15 protein-coding genes are annotated in these 18,662 nt (G+C 48.5%); all 15 read right to left on the bottom strand.

Features of this window, described 5'->3' with window-relative positions; genetic code table 11:
* Positions 1–32: 32 nt before the first annotated feature.
* Entirely contained in the window at positions 33–686 is a 654-nt protein-coding gene (locus KNO90_RS09710) for a M15 family metallopeptidase (protein WP_214740188.1), read from the bottom strand.
* Positions 683–1,936, bottom strand: a complete 1,254-nt coding sequence (locus KNO90_RS09705; protein ID WP_215113497.1) for a lipid II:glycine glycyltransferase FemX — start codon at positions 1,934–1,936, stop codon at positions 683–685. The genes KNO90_RS09710 and KNO90_RS09705 overlap by 4 nt, the downstream gene beginning before the upstream one ends.
* 3 nt (positions 1,937–1,939) lie before the next feature.
* A complete protein-coding gene (locus tag KNO90_RS09700) occupies positions 1,940–3,433 on the bottom strand; it encodes a UDP-N-acetylmuramoyl-L-alanyl-D-glutamate--2,6-diaminopimelate ligase (RefSeq protein WP_251127414.1) in 1,494 nt (497 codons plus the stop codon).
* A gap of 51 nt (positions 3,434–3,484) precedes the next feature.
* Entirely contained in the window at positions 3,485–4,702 is a 1,218-nt protein-coding gene (locus KNO90_RS09695; RefSeq protein WP_215113496.1) for a M16 family metallopeptidase, read from the bottom strand.
* A gap of 51 nt (positions 4,703–4,753) precedes the next feature.
* Entirely contained in the window at positions 4,754–6,970 is a 2,217-nt protein-coding gene (gene pnp, locus KNO90_RS09690) for a polyribonucleotide nucleotidyltransferase (RefSeq protein ID WP_214740180.1), read from the bottom strand.
* Positions 6,971–7,098: 128 nt separating this feature from the next.
* A complete protein-coding gene (gene rpsO / locus KNO90_RS09685; RefSeq protein WP_015881433.1) occupies positions 7,099–7,368 on the bottom strand; it encodes a 30S ribosomal protein S15 in 270 nt (89 codons plus the stop codon).
* Positions 7,369–7,492: 124 nt separating this feature from the next.
* Positions 7,493–8,419 carry a bifunctional riboflavin kinase/FAD synthetase gene (locus KNO90_RS09680; protein WP_215113495.1) on the bottom strand — a complete coding sequence of 309 codons (927 nt, stop codon included), beginning with the start codon at positions 8,417–8,419 and terminating at the stop codon, positions 7,493–7,495.
* Positions 8,420–8,435: 16 nt separating this feature from the next.
* On the bottom strand, positions 8,436–9,350 hold the full coding sequence (gene truB / locus KNO90_RS09675; protein ID WP_251127413.1) for a tRNA pseudouridine(55) synthase TruB: 915 nt from the start codon (positions 9,348–9,350) through the stop codon (positions 8,436–8,438).
* Positions 9,351–9,392: 42 nt separating this feature from the next.
* Entirely contained in the window at positions 9,393–9,740 is a 348-nt protein-coding gene (gene rbfA / locus KNO90_RS09670) for a 30S ribosome-binding factor RbfA (RefSeq protein ID WP_015881430.1), read from the bottom strand.
* Between the two features lie 18 nt (positions 9,741–9,758).
* Positions 9,759–11,960: a translation initiation factor IF-2 gene (infB, locus tag KNO90_RS09665; protein WP_214740174.1), complete on the bottom strand. Its 2,202-nt coding sequence runs from the start codon at positions 11,958–11,960 to the stop codon at positions 9,759–9,761.
* A 21-nt stretch (positions 11,961–11,981) separates the two neighbouring features.
* Positions 11,982–12,278: a YlxQ family RNA-binding protein gene (locus KNO90_RS09660; RefSeq protein WP_214740172.1), complete on the bottom strand. Its 297-nt coding sequence runs from the start codon at positions 12,276–12,278 to the stop codon at positions 11,982–11,984.
* Positions 12,275–12,544: an RNase P modulator RnpM gene (rnpM, locus tag KNO90_RS09655; protein WP_214740170.1), complete on the bottom strand. Its 270-nt coding sequence runs from the start codon at positions 12,542–12,544 to the stop codon at positions 12,275–12,277. The genes KNO90_RS09660 and rnpM overlap by 4 nt, the downstream gene beginning before the upstream one ends.
* Positions 12,545–12,546: 2 nt before the next feature.
* Positions 12,547–13,710, bottom strand: a complete 1,164-nt coding sequence (gene nusA, locus KNO90_RS09650; protein WP_214691843.1) for a transcription termination factor NusA — start codon at positions 13,708–13,710, stop codon at positions 12,547–12,549.
* 14 nt (positions 13,711–13,724) lie between these two features.
* The gene (rimP, locus tag KNO90_RS09645) at positions 13,725–14,201 is read right to left on the bottom strand and encodes a ribosome maturation factor RimP (RefSeq protein WP_193343250.1); all 477 of its coding nucleotides are present in this window, start codon (positions 14,199–14,201) and stop codon (positions 13,725–13,727) included.
* 113 nt (positions 14,202–14,314) lie between these two features.
* Positions 14,315–18,607 carry a PolC-type DNA polymerase III gene (locus KNO90_RS09640; protein WP_214740167.1) on the bottom strand — a complete coding sequence of 1,431 codons (4,293 nt, stop codon included), beginning with the start codon at positions 18,605–18,607 and terminating at the stop codon, positions 14,315–14,317.
* Positions 18,608–18,662: the final 55 nt, after the last annotated feature.

Below are 18,662 nucleotides of genomic sequence, written 5' to 3'. Positions count from 1 at the left end.
GCGGAAAACGGCTTCATTGCCAACATTTCCGTTCAATCTAGTAGAGGTTTTAGTGTATCGGCAAGCGGCATGGTCGCATCTTGGTCGGGACGTTTCCCTGCATTCAGCTGTCGAAGTGATAAACCGAAGTCCATTTGAAGGTGAGGATAATCAGGAAATGAGTTCCAATCGCCTCCCCATTCAAAACCAAGGGCTTTCCCCAACTCACCGAGCTCTTGCCAGTCTGGTACATCATTGCGATTACGGTCAGCGTTTAAATCATAATCCGCTTTGTTGTTATGGATGATGACGAAATCGACGGCTAGCCCGTAGTTGTGGTAGCTTTGTCCCGCTTTCGCATTCGTCACGACTTGTCCAGGTTTAGACCTTCCTTGGGCGTACAGAGCATTTTGCTCTTTGGCCGAACGATATCCTGATGTGAGTCGCACTTCTAAGTCCAAGCATGAATGGGCCAATCGTACAAATGAAACACCTCGATTGACAACCTCTGGATGCAACTGATCAAATTCAATCTTCGTCTTTGCCAAGATCGCGTTTTCCGCTTCGACATCACGAACACACATATCCGCTTCAAACGTCGGTTCATCCACCCATGGTACGGGCCCGGGCCGCATATAAAAGTAAGCGAGTGTAATACCGATTAGAAAGGCGACCATCGCAAGTGATAACACGCCTGTCCATCTCATCTTCTAAACCGTTTACGCAAACCTTTAAGGATGGGCAATCCTTTTTCAAGCGCCATGTACAAAGGACGGTTTAATACGAGGTCAAATTCTCCAACTTTTTCAATCATGTCACTGCCCCATCCGGACTTGAACGCGTACAGACCCGCATATTCATCATCCGGTTCCGTGCTTCCAGAAACTCCTCCGAAATCATAACGCTCGGCTCCGCTTTCTTTTGCAGCTTTCATCATCGTCCACTGCATCAAATGGTTCGGCATAAATTCGCGGAACTCATTCGATGAGGCTCCGTATAAGTAGTACGAGCGTCGTCCGGCGAGCGTCAGCAGTCCGCCAGACAACACTAAACCGTTCGGATAAGTCTGATCGAGTTCGACGAGTTCAGGCAAGGCCTGTTCTGCTTTTTGAATTTGGGCCTCTGTCTGCTCTTTACGATTTAAAAGACTCGTTCGTTTCTTTTCAATCGTCTCCTTTTCTAGCCCACGTTCAATTTTCTCCAACTCTTTTTTTGCTTTCTCAAGCGTTGCTTGCTGTTGCTCAAGCGCAATTTTAGGTTCAAGTTTTGTCAAAAATAGACGAGCATCCCCCGGTTGGAGACAGTCATATAGATTCTCAAAATAATCAAGCCCTCGAATGGCAAAGCCATCACGCTCGCCTGTCACTTTCATCAAATCGGCAAATGTTTTGAGCCCGTCACGACCAACTTCTGAACAAACAATCCCTTTTTTCTCCGCTAAGCGAACATTGTAACGGAACTTATGATGAAACTTCGCAAAAATCTCTTTTTCACTTGGTCGTAAATCCGTTTCCATGGTGAACCGAGGTTGAGCGTAGTCAAAGCCACCACCGTACCCTTTATGCGTGAACCCTAGGGCATCCATTTCAGTCAATAGGCCTGGTAACTCATCACGGTCGATGTTCGGATCAATTTTAATCACGATGGCTTTCTGTGCTGTCGCAACACGCTTCGCTTCATTCACAAGTTCCTGTAACGATGCCAAGTCGTCATAATCAACGACAAACCCTCGTGGCGCATAGCACAATGTGTATGGGAGTTTCGGGACGCGCTTGAATAACAGCAATGACGCACCAGTCGTCACCCCATCGCGTCCTACTGCGACACGTTCTGATGTCCATCCATTCTGTCGCTTCACATCTCCCCAACTAGACAGTTGTAAGAGGTCGCCACGATCATGTGTCTTGACGAATTCATCATGTTCTGTTCTTGTCAACGTAATTGGTTGTACTGCCATAAATCAAGCTTCCTCCGTATTCAAAATGGTCGCTCGAACAATCGCCTCTTCGTCGAGCGGCATTTTTTCATTTCCGATAATTTGATACTTCTCGTGCCCTTTTCCAGCCAACACGATAATATTATCCGGTTTGGCCAAGGTCGCTGCGTATCGAACCGCTTCTTCACGATCTCCAATCTCAACAAAGTTGTCATGGGTCATTCCGGACGCAATCCCTTTTGTGATGGACTCATACGCTTCAAAGCGCGGGTCGTCCGTTGTGACGATGACCGTACCAGCGTAGGTCGACGCCATCTCTCCCATCGCCGGACGTTTCGTCACGTCACGGTTTCCGCCGGTACCGATTAAAAAGACGATCTTCTCTTTCGGTACACCGACGAGTGATTTTAAACATTGTTCGATGCCATCGGGTGTATGGGCATAATCGGCATATACGTTATAACCTGGAACATCCAAGCGTTGCATCCGCCCCTTAGCAGGATGAATCACTTCAAGCGCTTTAGCGATGCGATCTAATGAATACCCTGCAGCGAGAAGACACCCGGTCGCAAGCAACAAATTGTACACGTTGAAACGACCGATGAACTGAACCGTCACCGGAAGTTTCGTACCTTGGTAATTTAACGTAAAGCTAGTCTGAGACAACGTCTGTTCAATGTCCGTTGCCATCAAGTCTGCTTGCGTATCAATCCCATAAGTTAATACTTTCGCACCTGTCATTATCTCATAAAGAGGCGTTTGTGCATCATCCGCGTTCAAAACAGCTACCTTCCCACGCGAGGCCATTTGACCAAGTTGAGCAAACAATAACCCTTTTGCGCGTGCATAGTTTTCAAACGTCCCATGAAAATCTAGATGATCGTGCGTCAAGTTCGTGAATCCAACGATGTCGAAATCCGTTCCGATGACACGTCCGAGCTCGAGACCGTGTGACGACACTTCCATCATCACATCTGTCACGCCTTCGTCGCGCATTTGCGCCAACAACTGTTGAAGTTCCGAACTTTGAGGCGTCGTATTTTTACTCGGGACGATTTTGTCGTTGATCCGTACCTCGACGGTCCCAATCAATCCTGTCGAATGACCGAGAACATCGAGGACGTCACGTAAAATCGTCGTCGTCGTCGTTTTTCCATTCGTCCCCGTAATTCCGAATAGTCGCATCTGTTCCGAAGGATATGCATAAAAGGCCGAAGCCAATAACCCAATTGAACGCGAGCTATCTCGCACAATCAGGTTTGGCACTGACAGGTCGAGCGGTCGTTCGCTAACGACTGCCACCGCGCCTCGCTCTACCGCTTGCGCCGCATATTCATGCCCATCCACCGTATAGCCTTTGATGGCAACAAACAGCGTTCCCGGCACAACTTCTCGCGAGTCCGTCGTCACATGCGTCACGACGATGCCTTCTAGATTTGGTTGATTAATTAATTGTATCGTCTTCACTAAATCCGTTAAGTTCAAGTCTTTCCCTTCTTTCACCTGTATCCTATCCAAACTAAAGAATACCTCTTAATCAGTGTAGAGAACTTACAATTCGGTTTCAAGTCACGCTTCGTTTGGGAGGACGTATGACTTCGCTGGGCGATGGCTCAACACCTCACGAATCAATGCATTGACCTCATCGCGTTCAATCCGTTCTACTTTCGCAATCACTTGTTCTATCGGCTCGACTTCATCGAGAAGTAGCAAGTTCCGTCCGTTCCGGTTCATACGGGCACTCGAACTTTCATTCCCAAGAGCGATCGACCCTTTCAATTGTCGCTTGCCTTTGTCTACTTCCTCAGCAGTCAAACCGTCGGCGACAAGTCGCTTCATCTCTCTCTCTAGGATGACTTCGACTTGTTCCAACGTATCCGGCGACGTACCGACGTATATGGTAAACGTACCGTGATCGGAAAACGTCGTGTAATAGGAATAAATGGAATAAGCCAAGCCCTCTTCTTCACGGATGGACTGGAACAAACGCGAAGACATCGTCGCGCCGATTGCGTTGTTCATCAATGCCAAATGAGGCAATCGATCGTCCGTCGCCGGAATCGCTTCGTAGTTCCAACAGAGGTGGGCTTGCTCCGTTTCCTTATGTTTCGTCAATGTGTCATGGAACAGTTCCGGTTGATTGATTTCTTTCGACGATTCCCTAGAAGGGATGTGGGCAAACCTTTGTTTGACTTCCTCCACCAAATCTTCAGAGACATGTCCTGCGATGGAGACAACGATTTCTTCAGCCACATATCGTTCTTTTAAATAGTCGACGAGCTGGTCGCGTGTCAATCGGTTGACACTCTCCTCCGTCCCTAGAATCGGTTGAGCGAGGATATCGTCACGATACGCCGCAACGGCCAATAATTCATGTACGAGGTCTTCTGGCGTATCCTCATACATTTTGATTTCTTCCACGACAACACGTTTCTCTTTTTCTAGTTCTGTCTCATCGAGTACCGACTCAAACAACATATCTGTCAGTACGTCGAGCGCCATGACCGCATGTTCATCGAGCGTTTTCACGTAAAAGCACGTATGGTCCTTCGAGGTAAAGGCGTTGACACTTCCACCGAGCTCATCGAAAAAGGAAGCAATCTCTTTTGCGCTTTTCGTTGCAGTTCCCTTAAATAACATATGTTCAATCAAATGACTGATGCCGATGTTCTCAAACGTTTCTGTACGTGTCCCTGCTTTAATGAATACCCCGGTCGAAGTACTAAGCGAACCTTCGATTGGTTCGACGATGATCCGGACACCGTTCTCTAATGTCATCCATTCCATATTCTCACTCCTATGAAAAAGGCCATCGCACCAAGACGATGGCCAGAATAATTAATTTGTCGAGCGCGGTGGACGACGGTCCCCGTCACGACGTGGCGGACGGCCTTCGCGAGGCGGACGGCTCTCACGAGCAGCCTTCCGTTTCGCTTCATATGCCTCACGCTCTTCAGGAGACAATCCTTCTAAGATGAGCGCTTTACGTGATGCGTTGACGCGACCCTTATCGTCGATTTCAGTGACTTTGACTTGAATCGAATCGCCGAGTTTCACGACATCCTCAACGTTCGCGACACGCTCGAGGCTGAATTCGGATACGTGTACGAGTGCATCTTTCCCTTTGAAGAGTTCGACGAACGCGCCGAACTTCTCAATGCGACGTACCGTTGCATCGTAGACTTCACCGACGACAACTTCACGAACGATATCACCGATCATCGACATGGCAAGATCGATTCCTTCTTGATCTGTTGAAGCGATGAAGACCGTACCATCTTGTTCGATGTCGATCTTGACGCCTGTTTGGTCGATGATACTGTTGATCATCTTACCACCCGGTCCAATCACATCACGGATCTTATCTGGATTGATTGTCATCGTCACAATCTTCGGTGCATATTTCGACAATTGAGTACGTGGAGCATCCAATGTCTCGAGCATATGGTCAAGGATGTGTAGGCGACCGACACGTGCCTGTTCAAGCGCTTCTTCTAGAATTTCACGCGTGATTCCGGCAATCTTGATATCCATTTGAAGGGCAGTGATCCCGTCTTTCGTTCCGGCTACTTTGAAGTCCATGTCACCGAGGTGATCTTCAAGTCCTTGAATATCTGTCAAGACCGTGTAATGCTCCCCTTCCATGATAAGACCCATGGCAATCCCAGCGACAGGCGCTTTGATTGGCACACCTGCATCCATCAAGGCGAGTGTCGAGCCACAGATGGATGCCTGTGAGCTTGAACCGTTTGATTCGAGCACTTCCGAGACGAGACGAATCGTGTATGGGAAGTCTGCTTCTTTTGGAATGATTGGCAAGAGTGCACGTTCACCGAGTGCACCGTGACCGATCTCACGACGACCTGGCGCACGGACCGGACGAGCTTCACCGACCGAGAACGGCGGGAAGTTGTAGTGGTGCATGAAGCGTTTGTTCTCTTCAAGACCGATTCCGTCGATAATCTGTGCGTCTCCGATGACACCGAGTGTTGCGACCGACATGACTTGTGTCTGACCGCGTGTGAAAAGACCGACACCGTGTGCGCGTGGAAGCAATCCAACTTCCGATGCGAGCGGACGAATCACGTCTGGGCGACGTCCGTCTGGGCGAACTTTGTCGACTGTGATCAAGCGACGTACTTCATCTTTGACGAATTTGTTCAAAATCCCTGAGACTTCTCCGAGTTTTGAAGGCTCATCGGCAAGGCGTTCTTCATACATCGCTACATATTTCGCAATCACTTCATTGATGGCTTCGTCACGAGCATGTTTCTCTTCCACTTGCACCGCTTCCACGATTTCAGGACGAGCTGCTTCAAGCTCTGCTGTGAGTGACTCATCGTATTTTGAAACCGTGTACTCAAACTTCGGTTTGCCGACTGCATCAGCAATCTCTTGTTGGAACGCAATCAAGCGTTTGATTTCTTCGTGTCCAAACAAGATGGACTCAAGCATGACATCTTCAGGCACTTCGTTCGCGCCTGCTTCAACCATGTTGATGGCTGTCGATGTTCCTGCGACTTGAAGCTCAAGGTCCGTTTTCTCCATTTGTGCCGTCGTCGGGTTGATGACGAACTCGCCGTCCACACGTCCGACTGTCACGCCTGCGATTGGACCGTCAAACGGTACGTCAGAAATCGAGAGCGCAATCGACGTCCCGAGCATTCCCGCCATTTCAGCCGAGCAATCCGGGTCGTTCGACATGACGTAAATCATGACTTGGATGTCATGACGGAATCCGTCTGGGAAGAGTGGGCGGATGGGACGGTCAATAAGACGCGATGTCAAAATCGCATTTTCACCCGGGCGACCTTCACGACGAAGGAATCCTCCTGGAATTTTACCGACCGAATATAGTTTCTCCTCATAGTTGACCGTTAATGGGAAGAAGTCTAAATCTTTTGGTGCTTTTGAAGCCGTCACTGTCGCAAGGACAACTGTATCTCCATAACGCACGAGTGCCGAGCCGTTTGCTTGTTTCGCAAGCTGGCCGACCTCTACAGACAATGGGCGTCCGCCCCACTCTGTAGAGAATACTTGTTTCGTACCTAACATGTACATTCTCCTCTCAAACCTTATCTAGTTTATTATGTAACTCATTCTAACGAATGTCTAATCATTTTCCTTAAAAAAGAAGAAACGGACTAGGACGTTGTCCCAGCCCGTTAAACAGTCTCGATCGATTAACGACGGAGACCGAGGCGTTGAATCAATTCACGGTAACGCGTAACGTCCTTGTTACGAAGGTACGTAAGCAAGTTACGACGACGTCCAACCATTTTCAAGAGACCGCGACGTGAGTGGTGGTCTTTCTTGTGTGTACGAAGGTGGTCGTTCAATGTGTTGATTTGTTCAGTCAACACAGCCACTTGTACTTCCGGTGAACCTGTGTCACCTTGTTTTGTCGCGTATTCCGCGATAATTTCGTTTTTACGTTCTTTTGAGAGTGCCATTGCCTCTCCACCTCCATTTAATAAAAAATTGCCGCGTTGCCGAGCCGGCGTTGGTGAATCGACCAGCCAAGCGAAACGGTGTACTTTGCGTACTTGACAAGGATAGCGTAACCACACTTGAAAGTCAAGATAGGATTGAGCGTGCCGACACCTCATCTTCTTTCAATTGGGCGACCAATGCATCCAGTCCGTCAAACGCGCGCTCGTTCCGAATATATTGGATCCATTCGATTTCAATGACTTGTCCATATAGATCTTCTGAAAAGTCAAAGAGATGGCTCTCAACAGAGACCGAGCCCGTTTCATAAAACGTTGGACGCCGTCCAACATTCGTCATCGCATCAAACGTGCGTCCATCCGGAAGCGTGACCCGTGTCGCATATACGCCTAGTCGTGGCATAACATACGAAGCGTCCATCAATACGTTCGCTGTCGGGAAACCGATCGTGCGCCCTCGCGCGTCTCCATGAATGACTTCTCCACAAATGACATACGGAGAACCGAGTAACTCATGCGCCTCGTCGACACTTCCATCAGCCAACAGCTTACGGATTCGAGTCGATGACACCTTTTCTCCAGCCATCGTCTGTTCCGTCACGATAGACGTCGTGAACTTGTCACGCGCATGATATGGGAGCGTCTCCATCGTTCCTTCACCAAACTTGCCATACGAGTAATCAAATCCTGCCGTCACATGTACAGCGCCAGCGCCGATCAAATAGTCATCCACAAACTGTTGCGGAGAAAGTCCCGCTAGTTCCTTTGTGAACGTTAAGACGAGACAACGCTCAACTCCGAGTGCTTCAATACGTTTCAGCTTTCGAGACAGCGGCGTGATATAACGCACTGCGTCTGGCTTATTTGAAAGTACTTGTTTCGGATGTGGGTCGAACGTGACGACCGTCACCGGAAGGTTATGCTCCGCTGCCACCCGTTTGGCGTGATGGATTACAGCTTGATGCCCTTTATGAACACCGTCAAAAAAACCGAGCACCATGACCGATGGGTAAAAGTCAGGTGTTTCTGGATAGGTGAGATGTCTTGTTTCCATACTGTCAATTTCCCCCTTAGTCGATGGCCAGCATGACCTCGACTGTAGCGTCTGTCGTTCCTTCTTGTCTTCGATATAAAGCAAGAGGGATTCCTTCTTCATTATAGACAGTAAATAACTCAAATTCGAGCGAAACGCCGTTCAGCTTTCCGCCATTCCGAATATAATGCTCTCGATTCTTTGGAATCGTGATCGCCGGCCAGCGTTTGATGACATCCTCGAGTGGAATCACATATGCCATTCGCTCCTCGACCGTTTCAAGAGACTGTAACGTTTCGAGTGATACGGCGTTCGCTTCCTCAAACGTTCCTGAGCTCGTGCGTCTCAGTTCACTCATATGGGCAGGGTAACCGAGCTTCTCCCCGATTTGTACAGCGAGCGTACGAATGTATGTCCCTTTCCCGCAGTCGATTTCCATTCGGAAGCGACATACGTCTTCTTCAAACGTCAATTCACTCGTCCGTTCCAAACGGTGAATCTCAACCATCCGGCGGGGGCGTTCAACGGTCTGGCCTTTCCGAGCGTACTCGTACAGCTTCTTCCCATTAACTTTGACTGCTGAATAATACGGTGGAATCTGTTCAATCGTTCCCGTCAGTTGGCGCATCGCTTCGTCAATCTGTAATTCGTTCAATTCGTTCGGTGTGACCACCTTTTGATCTACGACCTCACCATGCGCGTCCTCGGTCATCGTCGCCTTACCGATTGTCACCTCGGCCACGTAGCGTTTCCCTTCATCCGTGATAAAGCGAGACAACTTCGTCGCACGTCCTAAACAGATGGGCAATACACCTGTCACTTCTGGGTCAAGCGTACCCGTATGTCCAACTTTTTTCGTTTGAAACAGTTTTCGTAACTTGAACACGCAGTCATGACTTGTCATGCCTCGGTCCTTATCGAGTACAAGCACTCCGTTTGGTTCCAACTTCATCCCTCCATACAAAAAAGGGAGAACGACGTCTCCCCTTTCAAATTATTGATCTTTGTTTAAATCACGAATCAACGAATCGATATGGCTACCATATGCGACTGATGAATCGTATTCAAACGAGATTTCTGGTGTTTTACGAAGACGGATACGGTTCCCGATTTCGCGACGGATAAATCCTTTCGCTTTGTCGAGACCTGCTTGCGTTTCTGCCTTCACATCTTCCTCATCACCGAGCACCGTATAATAGACCGTTGCTTGTTGTAAGTCCCCTGTCACGTCAACGCTCGTAATGGTAGCGTTTTTTGTGCGTGGGTCACTCACTTCTCGTAACAAGACGTCTGTAATCTCTTTACGCATTTGCTCGGCAACACGTTGGGCACGAATTTTCATACGTGATCCCTCCTCACATTATTTACGTTCGACTTCTTTCATGACGAACGCTTCAATGACATCGTCTACTTTAATGTCATCAAATTTCTCTACTTTAATCCCACACTCGTATCCAGTCGCAACTTCTTTCACGTCATCTTTGAAACGGCGGAGTGTATCGAGTTTGCCCTCATAGATCACGATTCCGTTACGGATGACACGGACACCGGCGTCACGAGTGATTTTACCTTCCGTCACATAACAACCTGCGATCGCACCGACTTTCGATACTTTGAAGACGTCACGGACTTCGACTTGACCTGTGATTTCTTCAACGAACTCAGGATCAAGCATCCCTTTCATCGCGCTCTCGATTTCTTCGATTGCGTTGTAGATGATGCGGTGGAGACGCATTTCAACGTTCTCTTGTTCAGCCATTGAACGGGCGTTTCCGTCAGGACGGACGTTGAATCCGATGATAACGGCATTCGCAGCTGACGCGAGGATGACGTCACCTTCTGTGATCGCACCGACACCTTGGTGAACGATGTTGACTTTGACGCCTTCGACGTCAATTTTACGGAGTGAGCCAGCCAATGCTTCAGCTGATCCTTGAACGTCTGCTTTGATGATGACGTTCAAGTCTTTCACTTCACCTTCTTGAATACGGCTGAACAAGTCATCAAGACTTACTTTCGCCGACTCACGACGCTGTGACTCAAGGTAACGTTGGTAACGTTTTTCACCGATTGCACGTGCTTTCTTCTCATCTTCGAAGACGATGAACTGGTCACCCGCTTGTGGGACGTCGTTCAAACCAGTGATTTCAATCGGTGTTGATGGTCCGACTTGTTTCACACGGCGACCGATATCGTTGACCATCGCACGGACACGACCGAACGTGCTACCGACAACGATTGGATCTCCGATTCGAAGCGTACCGTGTTGAACGAGAAGTGTTGCGACCGGTCCACGACCTTTGTCAAGTTTTGCTTCGATGACTGATCCACGAGCCGGCATGTCTGGCGTCGATTTGTATTCTTCGACTTCAGATACGAGAAGAATCATCTCGAGCAACTCATCGATACCTTCACCTTTAATGGCCGAAATTGGAACGAAGATTGTTTCGCCGCCCCACTCTTCCGGAATGAGACCAAACTCAGTCAATTCTTGTTTGACACGGTCAGGGTTTGCCCCTTCTTTGTCCATTTTGTTGACTGCCACGATAATTGGCACGTTCGCTGCCTTAGCGTGCGAGATCGCTTCCTCTGTTTGTGGCATGACGCCATCGTCAGCCGCAACGACGATGATGGCGATATCTGTCACTTCCGCACCACGGGCACGCATCGTTGTGAATGCCGCGTGACCTGGCGTATCGAGGAACGTGATTTTCTTATCGTTTACTTCAACCTGGTACGCACCGATATGCTGCGTGATTCCACCCGCTTCTCCTGCGACGACTTTTGTGTTACGAATCGAGTCAAGAAGTGTCGTTTTCCCGTGGTCGACGTGACCCATGATCGTGACGACCGCTGGACGCTCTTCAAGGTCGTATTGTGAGAAATCGATTTCGACTGTTTCAAAGTCTGTCTCATCGACGACTACTTCTTTTTCTACTTCATAGCCGAATTCTGCAGCGAGTAATTCAACCGTCTCATCATCAAGCGTCTGGTTGATTGTTGCCATGACACCGAGACCCATCAACTTCATGATGATTTCGTTTGGCTTCTTGTTCATTTTAGAAGCAAGGTCAGATACGCTGAGTACATCATCATACTTGATGACATTGCCCATTTCTGCCTCTTGCGCGAGACGAGCCGCTTTACGCTGACTTGTCTTCGAATTTGGATCGGCTTCTTGTGGCACAGCTGCTTTGACTGGCTTGCCTTTCCCTTTCCCTTTTCCACGTTTTTTATTGCGTGGGTCGTTGTTACGGTTGTCGTTACGATTTTGACCACCGCGATTATTTTGACCGCCACGGTTTTGTTGCGCCGCTTGCGGACGTGACTGTTCTTTTTTCTCTTGTTTCGGCTCGTTAGAAGTTGAAGTCGCTTTCGCTTCAGTTTGCTTCTCAGCACGATATTTTTCTGGATTGAACACACGGTCCAACTGTTTGACTGTCTCATCATCGAGGACGGCCATGTGGTTTTTCACCGGTTTGTTCAATTTTTCTAATTGAGTAATGACTTGCTTACTCGTTACATTCTGTTCTTTTGCAAATTCATAGACGCGTTTTCCCAAAGCATCCACCTCCGTTAATAGTTAAGAGAGAAGTTGCTTAAGCTTGTTCGCAAATCCGGATTCTGTCACCGATACGACGACTCGCATATCTTTACCGAGTGCGGCACCGATTGTATAGCGATCGCTCACTTCAATCAATGGCACTTGATAAGACGTACATTTGTCAGTGACTCGTTTTTTTGTCGAGGCACCTGCATCTCCGGCTAGAATGACGAGCTTGGCACGACCCGCTCGTACATCCTTTAATACAAACTCTTCTCCCATCGTTACTTTCCTCGCTCGAGCAGCAAGGCCTAACAATGATTCCCACTGGCTCATGATTCGCCACCTGCGACAGCGATTAGCTGTTCATACAAGTCGTCGCTCGTCTTTACTTTCAAATGATGATCGAGCGTCCGTTTTTTCTCTGCTTGACGAACGACATCGATATCTTTTGATAAGTATGCACCGCGACCGTTCACTTTACCCGACTGATCGATGACCACGTCACCTTCAGGCGTTCGAACGACACGAATCAATTCTTTCTTCGGGAGCATTTCTTGTGTGACCACACACTTACGCAAAGGAAGTTTCTTTTGCTTCATGGTCATTCCTCTTCTTTCACCACAGCTGTTTCAACTGAAGCATCTGATAAGTCTTGTTCAACTTCATTTTGAACAATTTCTGGCTCTGATTCAACTTTTTCAGCGAACGTATCGAACAAATCGAGTGCTTCCGCATCTGTCTCGCTCTTGATGTCGATTTTCCAGCCTGTCAATTTCGCAGCGAGACGGGCGTTTTGACCACGTTTCCCGATCGCAAGTGACAATTGATAGTCCGGTACGACGACTGTTGTCGACTTTGCAGGCTCGTTGACATAGACGGCAACGACTTGCGCCGGGCTGAGCGCGTTTCGAACGAACTCTTTCGGGTCTTCAGACCAGCGAACGATATCGATTTTTTCACCGTTCAACTCGTCGACGATCGTTTGGACACGTTGTCCTTTTGGTCCGACACATGCACCGACCGGGTCGACGATATCCGAGTGAACCGCAATTTTCGAACGGTCTCCCGCTTCACGTGATACCGACATCACATCGACTGTCCCGTTTGAAATCTCAGGCACTTCGAGTTCGAACAAACGACGCAATAGTCCCGGATGCGTACGTGACACTTGAATCGCAGCACCTGAACCTTTTGTCGTTGAATCTACTTTTGTCACGTATACTTTGATACGGTCATGAATTTGATACGACTCGTTCGGCATCTGTTCATTCGGTGTCAAGACGGCCTCAATGTTATTTTCGAGACCGATATAGAGGTTACGTGGGTCAAAACGCTCCACGATTCCTGTCATGATTTCGTCTTCTTTGTCAGCGAAGTGGTTGTAGATGCGCTCGCGCTCCGCTTCACGCATCTTCTGTGTGACGACTTGCTTTGCCGTCATCGCCGCGACGCGTCCGAAATCACTCGGAGTGACTTCTTCTTTATGGAAATCACCGAGCTCATAGTTCGGATCGATTTCATGTGCTTCTTCAAGTGAAAGCTGTTGGTCCGGTTGCGTGAGGCGTTCTACCACTTCTAAAAGTGCATAGACACGGATATCTCCCGTCACCTGGTCAAACTCGACTTTCACGTGCTCGTTCGGGTTCGCCACGTTGCGGCGATACGCAGAAATGAGCGCTTGTTCGAGTGCATCGATAATGATATTTTTGTCGATTCCTTTTTCTTTGGCAATCTGATCGATTGTAGTGAGTAATTGTGGACCCATCTTCTTCCCTCTCCTTAACTAAACGTGACCGCTAAGCGGGCTTGTGCAATTTTGTCTACCGGTAGCGATACCGCTTTTTTTCTTGTCTTGATGCGTGTCTCGATCACGACCGTTTCCCCATCATATGCCGTCAAAATTCCTTCAAACTCTTTGGCACCATCGATCGGAGCGAACGTTTTCATGTAGACGTTTTTGCCTACTGCACGTTCGAAATCGCTCGGCTTTTTCAGCGGACGCTCCGCACCAGGACTCGAGACATCAAGATAATAAGCCTGTTCAATCGGATCGGTTTCGTTCAGTTTTTCCGAGAGTTGTTCATTGATATTGACGCAATCGTCCAAATCGACGCCCCCCGGCTTATCGATATAGACGCGCAAGAACCAGTCAGGACCTTCCTTCACGAATTCCACATCTACCAATTCCATGTTTTCTCGTTCGACGATTGGCAATGCAATCGATTCAACGACTTCTGTTATTTTGGACACTCTCATCCCTCCTTCTGGCTTTTACATACAAGAAAGGAGTAGGGTTCCCTACTCCTTTCCGTCGTAGTATCCAACTTTGTTCGATACCAATATATCATATTTTCCCGATAAATCGCAACTTACACCCCAAAATCAAAGAATGAGAGTTGGTTCTCATCAGGCAGACCTTCGAGACATTTCATCGTATCGAGTGTCTCGATGACCGTTTTCGAAAGTTTCGCTCGTTTCCGTAAATCTTCTTTCGACAGGAATTGCCCTTCTTCCCTTGCTTCGACGATTGCTTTTGCCGCGTTTGTTCCGAGTCCGTCGACCGCGTTGAACGGTGGAATGAGCGTATTGTCTTCAATCAAGAACTCTGTAGCGCTTGACCGATACAAGTCGATGTTTTGGAACTTCATTCCCCGCTCGAGCATCTCAAGCGCTAGTTCAAGCACCGTGTGTAGTCCTTTATCCTTCGCCGTCGCATCGAATCCTTTTTCTCGGATGTCCGACATCGCCTTACGAACGGCTTGAGGACCTTTGATCATCGCAGACAAGTCAAAGTCCCCGGCGCGGACGGTGAAGTACGTCGCATAGTACAGAATCGGATGATGCACTTTGAAATAGGCAATCCGGACAGCCATCAAGACGTAGGCGGTTGCGTGTGCTTTCGGGAACATATACTTGATCTTCTTACAAGATGAGATATACCATTCCGGCACGTTATTCTCTCTCATTTCAGACTCCATCTCTTCCGTGAGCCCTTTCCCTTTACGGACAGACTCCATGATTTTAAAGGCGAAGGATGGTTCGAGACCTGCATAAATCAGATAGACCATGATGTCATCTCGACAACCGATGACGTCCTTCAGTTCGCACGTCCCGTTATAAATCAATTCATTCGCGTTTCCGAGCCATACATCTGTCCCGTGGGATAAACCGGAAATTTGAACAAGTTCCGAGAACGTCGACGGTTTCGTCTCTTCAAGCATCTGACGGACGAACTTCGTCCCAAACTCCGGAATTCCAAGTGTGCCGGTCTTCGACTCAATCTGTTCCGGTGTCACCCCGAGCACTTCTGGTGATGAGAAAATCTTCATGACGGTTGGGTCATCTGTTGGAATCGTCTTCGGATCGATACCAGACAAGTCCTGTAACATCCGAATGACGGTCGGGTCATCATGCCCGAGAATATCGAGCTTCAACAAGTTGTCATGGATGGAGTGGAAGTCAAAGTGAGTCGTCTTCCACTCCGACGAATTGTCGTCCGCCGGATATTGGATCGGGGAAATGTCCGCGATGTCCATATAGTCCGGTACGACGATGATTCCCCCTGGGTGTTGACCCGTCGTCCGTTTTACCCCGGTGACCCCAGAGACGAGACGATCGACCTCGGCGTTTCGATATATCTTGTCATTCTCTGTCGCATATCCTTTCACATACCCATAAGCCGTCTTGTCGGCAATCGTTCCGATTGTCCCGGCACGATAGACGTACTCTTCTCCGAATAGCACTTTTGTATAGGCGTGGGCATGCGGTTGATATTCACCTGAGAAGTTCAAGTCGATATCCGGTACTTTGTCCCCTTTGAATCCGAGGAACGTCTCGAACGGAATGTCATGACCGTCTTTTTTGTACCACGTGCCACACTCCGGACACTCCTTGTCCGGCAAGTCATATCCCGAACCGACTGACCCGTCGTTGAAGAAGTGCGAGTGTTGGCATTTCGGACAAACATAGTGCGGCGGTAACGGATTGACTTCCGTGATTTCCGTCATCGTTGCGACGAGACTCGACCCGACCGACCCACGCGAACCGACCAAGTAACCATCATCGAGAGATTTCTTCACGAGTTTATGCGAAATCAAATAAATGACGGCGAATCCGTGTCCGATAATCGACTTGAGCTCTTTCTCAAGTCGCGCTTCCACGATTTCAGGTAACTCGTCCCCATAAATGGAGCGAGCCATATCGTAGCTCATATTCCGAACCTCGTCATCCGCCCCTTCAATTTTCGGCGTGTATAAGTCATCCGGGATGATTTGAATCGATTCAATTTGATCGGCGATCGCATTCGGGTTCGTGATGACGATTTCACGCGCTAAATCGTCACCTAAAAACTTGAACTCCTCCATCATTTCTTTCGTCGTCCGGAAGTGCGCATGTGGTAATTCTTTACGCGTGTTGATAAAGTTCGCCCCACCTTGAGTACGAATCAAAATCTCACGATATGAGCGGTCCGACCGATCTAGATAATGAACATTACCTGTCGCACACACCGGTAACTCGGCCTTCTCAGCGACACGAATGATACGTTTAATGATTTCACGGAGTTCTAACTCGTTCGCCACTATCTCTTTATCAATCAAATGATGATAGAGCGCTGGTGGATGGATCTCGATGAAGTCGTAAAACGACATCATCTTCTCGAGTTCATCATCCGACTTGTTTAAGGCGGCGTCAAAAATCTCCCCGTTGTCACAAGCCGATCCAATCAATAATCCTTCCCGCCGCTTCACGAGCTCGGAACGTGGCATGCGTGCCATCCGATACAAGTAATCGATGTGAGATAAGGAAATAAGCTCATATAAATGACGAAGTCCTGGCTTTTTGTTTTTCGCATAGATCGTTGCATGGAACGGACGAATCTTCGACACGTCACTCCCGACTTTCGCATTTAAGGAGCGATGTGTGGTCATCTCAAACATCTGTTTAGCGAGATCGAGCAACTTCATAAGCAAATATGCCGTTGCTTCCGCATCGTAAATGGCGCGGTGATGTTGTGTCAGTTCGATATCAAATCGCTTCGCGAGTGTATTGAGTCGGTGATTCTTCAACGTCGGCATCAACGTACGGGCAAGTTCGAGCGTATCGATGACCGGGTAATCGTCAGGCTCATGCCCTCCGCTACGGAGTGTCGCTTCGAGGAATCCCATGTCGAATGATGCGTTATGAGCGACGAGGATACTGTCACCACACCATTCGACGAATTGTTTCGTGATGACTTCCGGGTCCGGTTGACCTTGGACCATGTCATCGGTGATTCCCGTCAATTCGATGGTGGTCGCCGACAAGGCGTGTTTCGGATCAGCAAACGCCTCAAACCGGTCGATGATCTCCCCGTCCTTGATTTTGACTCCAGCGAGTTCGATGATTTTATTGTAAACGGCAGAAAGTCCCGTCGTTTCGACGTCAAAAACGACATACGTCGCATCATCCAATGCCACATCGGTCGCATGATAAGCGACAGGGACACCATCGTTGACGACGTTCGCTTCGACTCCGTACAATACTTTGATGTCATTCTTCTTCCCAGCGTAATACGCTTCCGGAAAAGCCTGAACTCCGGCATGGTCGGTGATGGCAATGGCACGATGTCCCCATTTCGCAGCACGGGCGACGAGAGATGAGACGTTTGTGACGGCATCCATTTGGCTCATCTGTGTATGCGCGTGAAGTTCGACGCGTTTCTCGCCTTCCCATTCATCACGTGGCGGTTCAACCTTCACTTCTTGAAGTTGAGACGCCATCATACATAGTTCGCGCATGAACGAATCATCTTCGACCCGACCGGCCGTTTGAATCCACATTCCTTTTTTGACGGCACTGAGCATACGGTCGTCATCGTCATCGCGAGCAAATACTTTCACGATGAGTGAATCTGTATAATCTGTCATTTTGAAGGTGAACAGTTTCTTCCCACTCTTCAACTCTTTCCGCTCTGCCGAGAAGACGAGTCCACGAATCGCAACACGTCGCTCTTCTTCGATAATCGTCTTGATTGGAACAATCTCATCTTTAATGAGTGCGCCCATCCGGATTTCTGTGATCGGTTCGTCGTTTGTTTCTGTCGCCTTAGCGAATTGGGCAGCAAGTGCCATTTTCGCTTGTTCAATATCTTCTTGAACGACTTGTTCACGTAAAGCCTGACTCGCCTCGGCGTCTTCTGAGTAATGTGCCTGACACGGTTTTTTCGTGAACCCATAGGCGCTATAGAGTGCCTGTACTTCTTGACAGAGTTCTTTGTCTACATAGCTCGCCTCAGGTGCAGAACGCACCGGAATCATGAGTTTGTTCTGTTCGAATCGTGGCGAAACGGAACCGAAATAACTACGCATCGCGCCAGATACTTGGCTCAATTCGCTGACGATTCGCGGCCAATAGTCGATATAGTCTTGCTCGCTTCCACCAGTTGTTGTCGAGAACCGAGCGTACACTTCATCCGCAAACGTCGCATATCGACTCTCTAATCGACTCATGAACAATTGATGAACGTCGTATGGCAATACTTTTGGAAATGAAAAATAAAATGTCCACGTTCGCCGCTTTTTATTGACGACAAGCCGTGAGAGTTCGGCCTGATCAAACAGGTCCGTCTCGGTCGTGATCCCAAGGTCACTTAATAATAATTGCATCTTTTGATTTGCTTCCACGGGTCCGTCTTTCCCCCTTTATGCCAATTCGACAAATGAAGGTGACCGCTTCCGC

Source organism: Exiguobacterium sp. s63 (genome assembly GCF_018617335.1).
GTDB lineage: Bacteria > Bacillota > Bacilli > Exiguobacteriales > Exiguobacteriaceae > Exiguobacterium.
The sequence above is the reverse complement of the archived record's forward strand: the minus strand, read 5'-3'. Positions and strand labels throughout refer to the sequence as shown.

Bases quoted from the DNA above. Each gene is read 5' to 3' on its own strand.
- rnpM (WP_214740170.1), bottom strand. From the start codon at position 12,544: ATGAAGCAAAAGAAACTTCCTTTGCGTAAGTGTGTGGTCACACAAGAA.
- nusA (WP_214691843.1), bottom strand. From the start codon at position 13,710: ATGGGTCCACAATTACTCACTACAATCGATCAGATTGCCAAAGAAAAA.
- KNO90_RS09695 (WP_215113496.1), bottom strand. From the start codon at position 4,702: ATGGAATGGATGACATTAGAGAACGGTGTCCGGATCATCGTCGAACCA.
- KNO90_RS09705 (WP_215113497.1), bottom strand. From the start codon at position 1,936: ATGGCAGTACAACCAATTACGTTGACAAGAACAGAACATGATGAATTC.
- KNO90_RS09710 (WP_214740188.1), bottom strand. From the start codon at position 686: ATGAGATGGACAGGCGTGTTATCACTTGCGATGGTCGCCTTTCTAATC.
- rbfA (WP_015881430.1), bottom strand. From the start codon at position 9,740: ATGAAAATTCGTGCCCAACGTGTTGCCGAGCAAATGCGTAAAGAGATT.
- truB (WP_251127413.1), bottom strand. From the start codon at position 9,350: ATGAAGTTGGAACCAAACGGAGTGCTTGTACTCGATAAGGACCGAGGC.
- KNO90_RS09680 (WP_215113495.1), bottom strand. From the start codon at position 8,419: ATGGAAACAAGACATCTCACCTATCCAGAAACACCTGACTTTTACCCA.
- KNO90_RS09660 (WP_214740172.1), bottom strand. From the start codon at position 12,278: ATGAGCCAGTGGGAATCATTGTTAGGCCTTGCTGCTCGAGCGAGGAAA.
- rpsO (WP_015881433.1), bottom strand. From the start codon at position 7,368: ATGGCACTCTCAAAAGAACGTAAAAACGAAATTATCGCGGAATACGCG.
- pnp (WP_214740180.1), bottom strand. From the start codon at position 6,970: ATGTTAGGTACGAAACAAGTATTCTCTACAGAGTGGGGCGGACGCCCA.
- rimP (WP_193343250.1), bottom strand. From the start codon at position 14,201: ATGAGAGTGTCCAAAATAACAGAAGTCGTTGAATCGATTGCATTGCCA.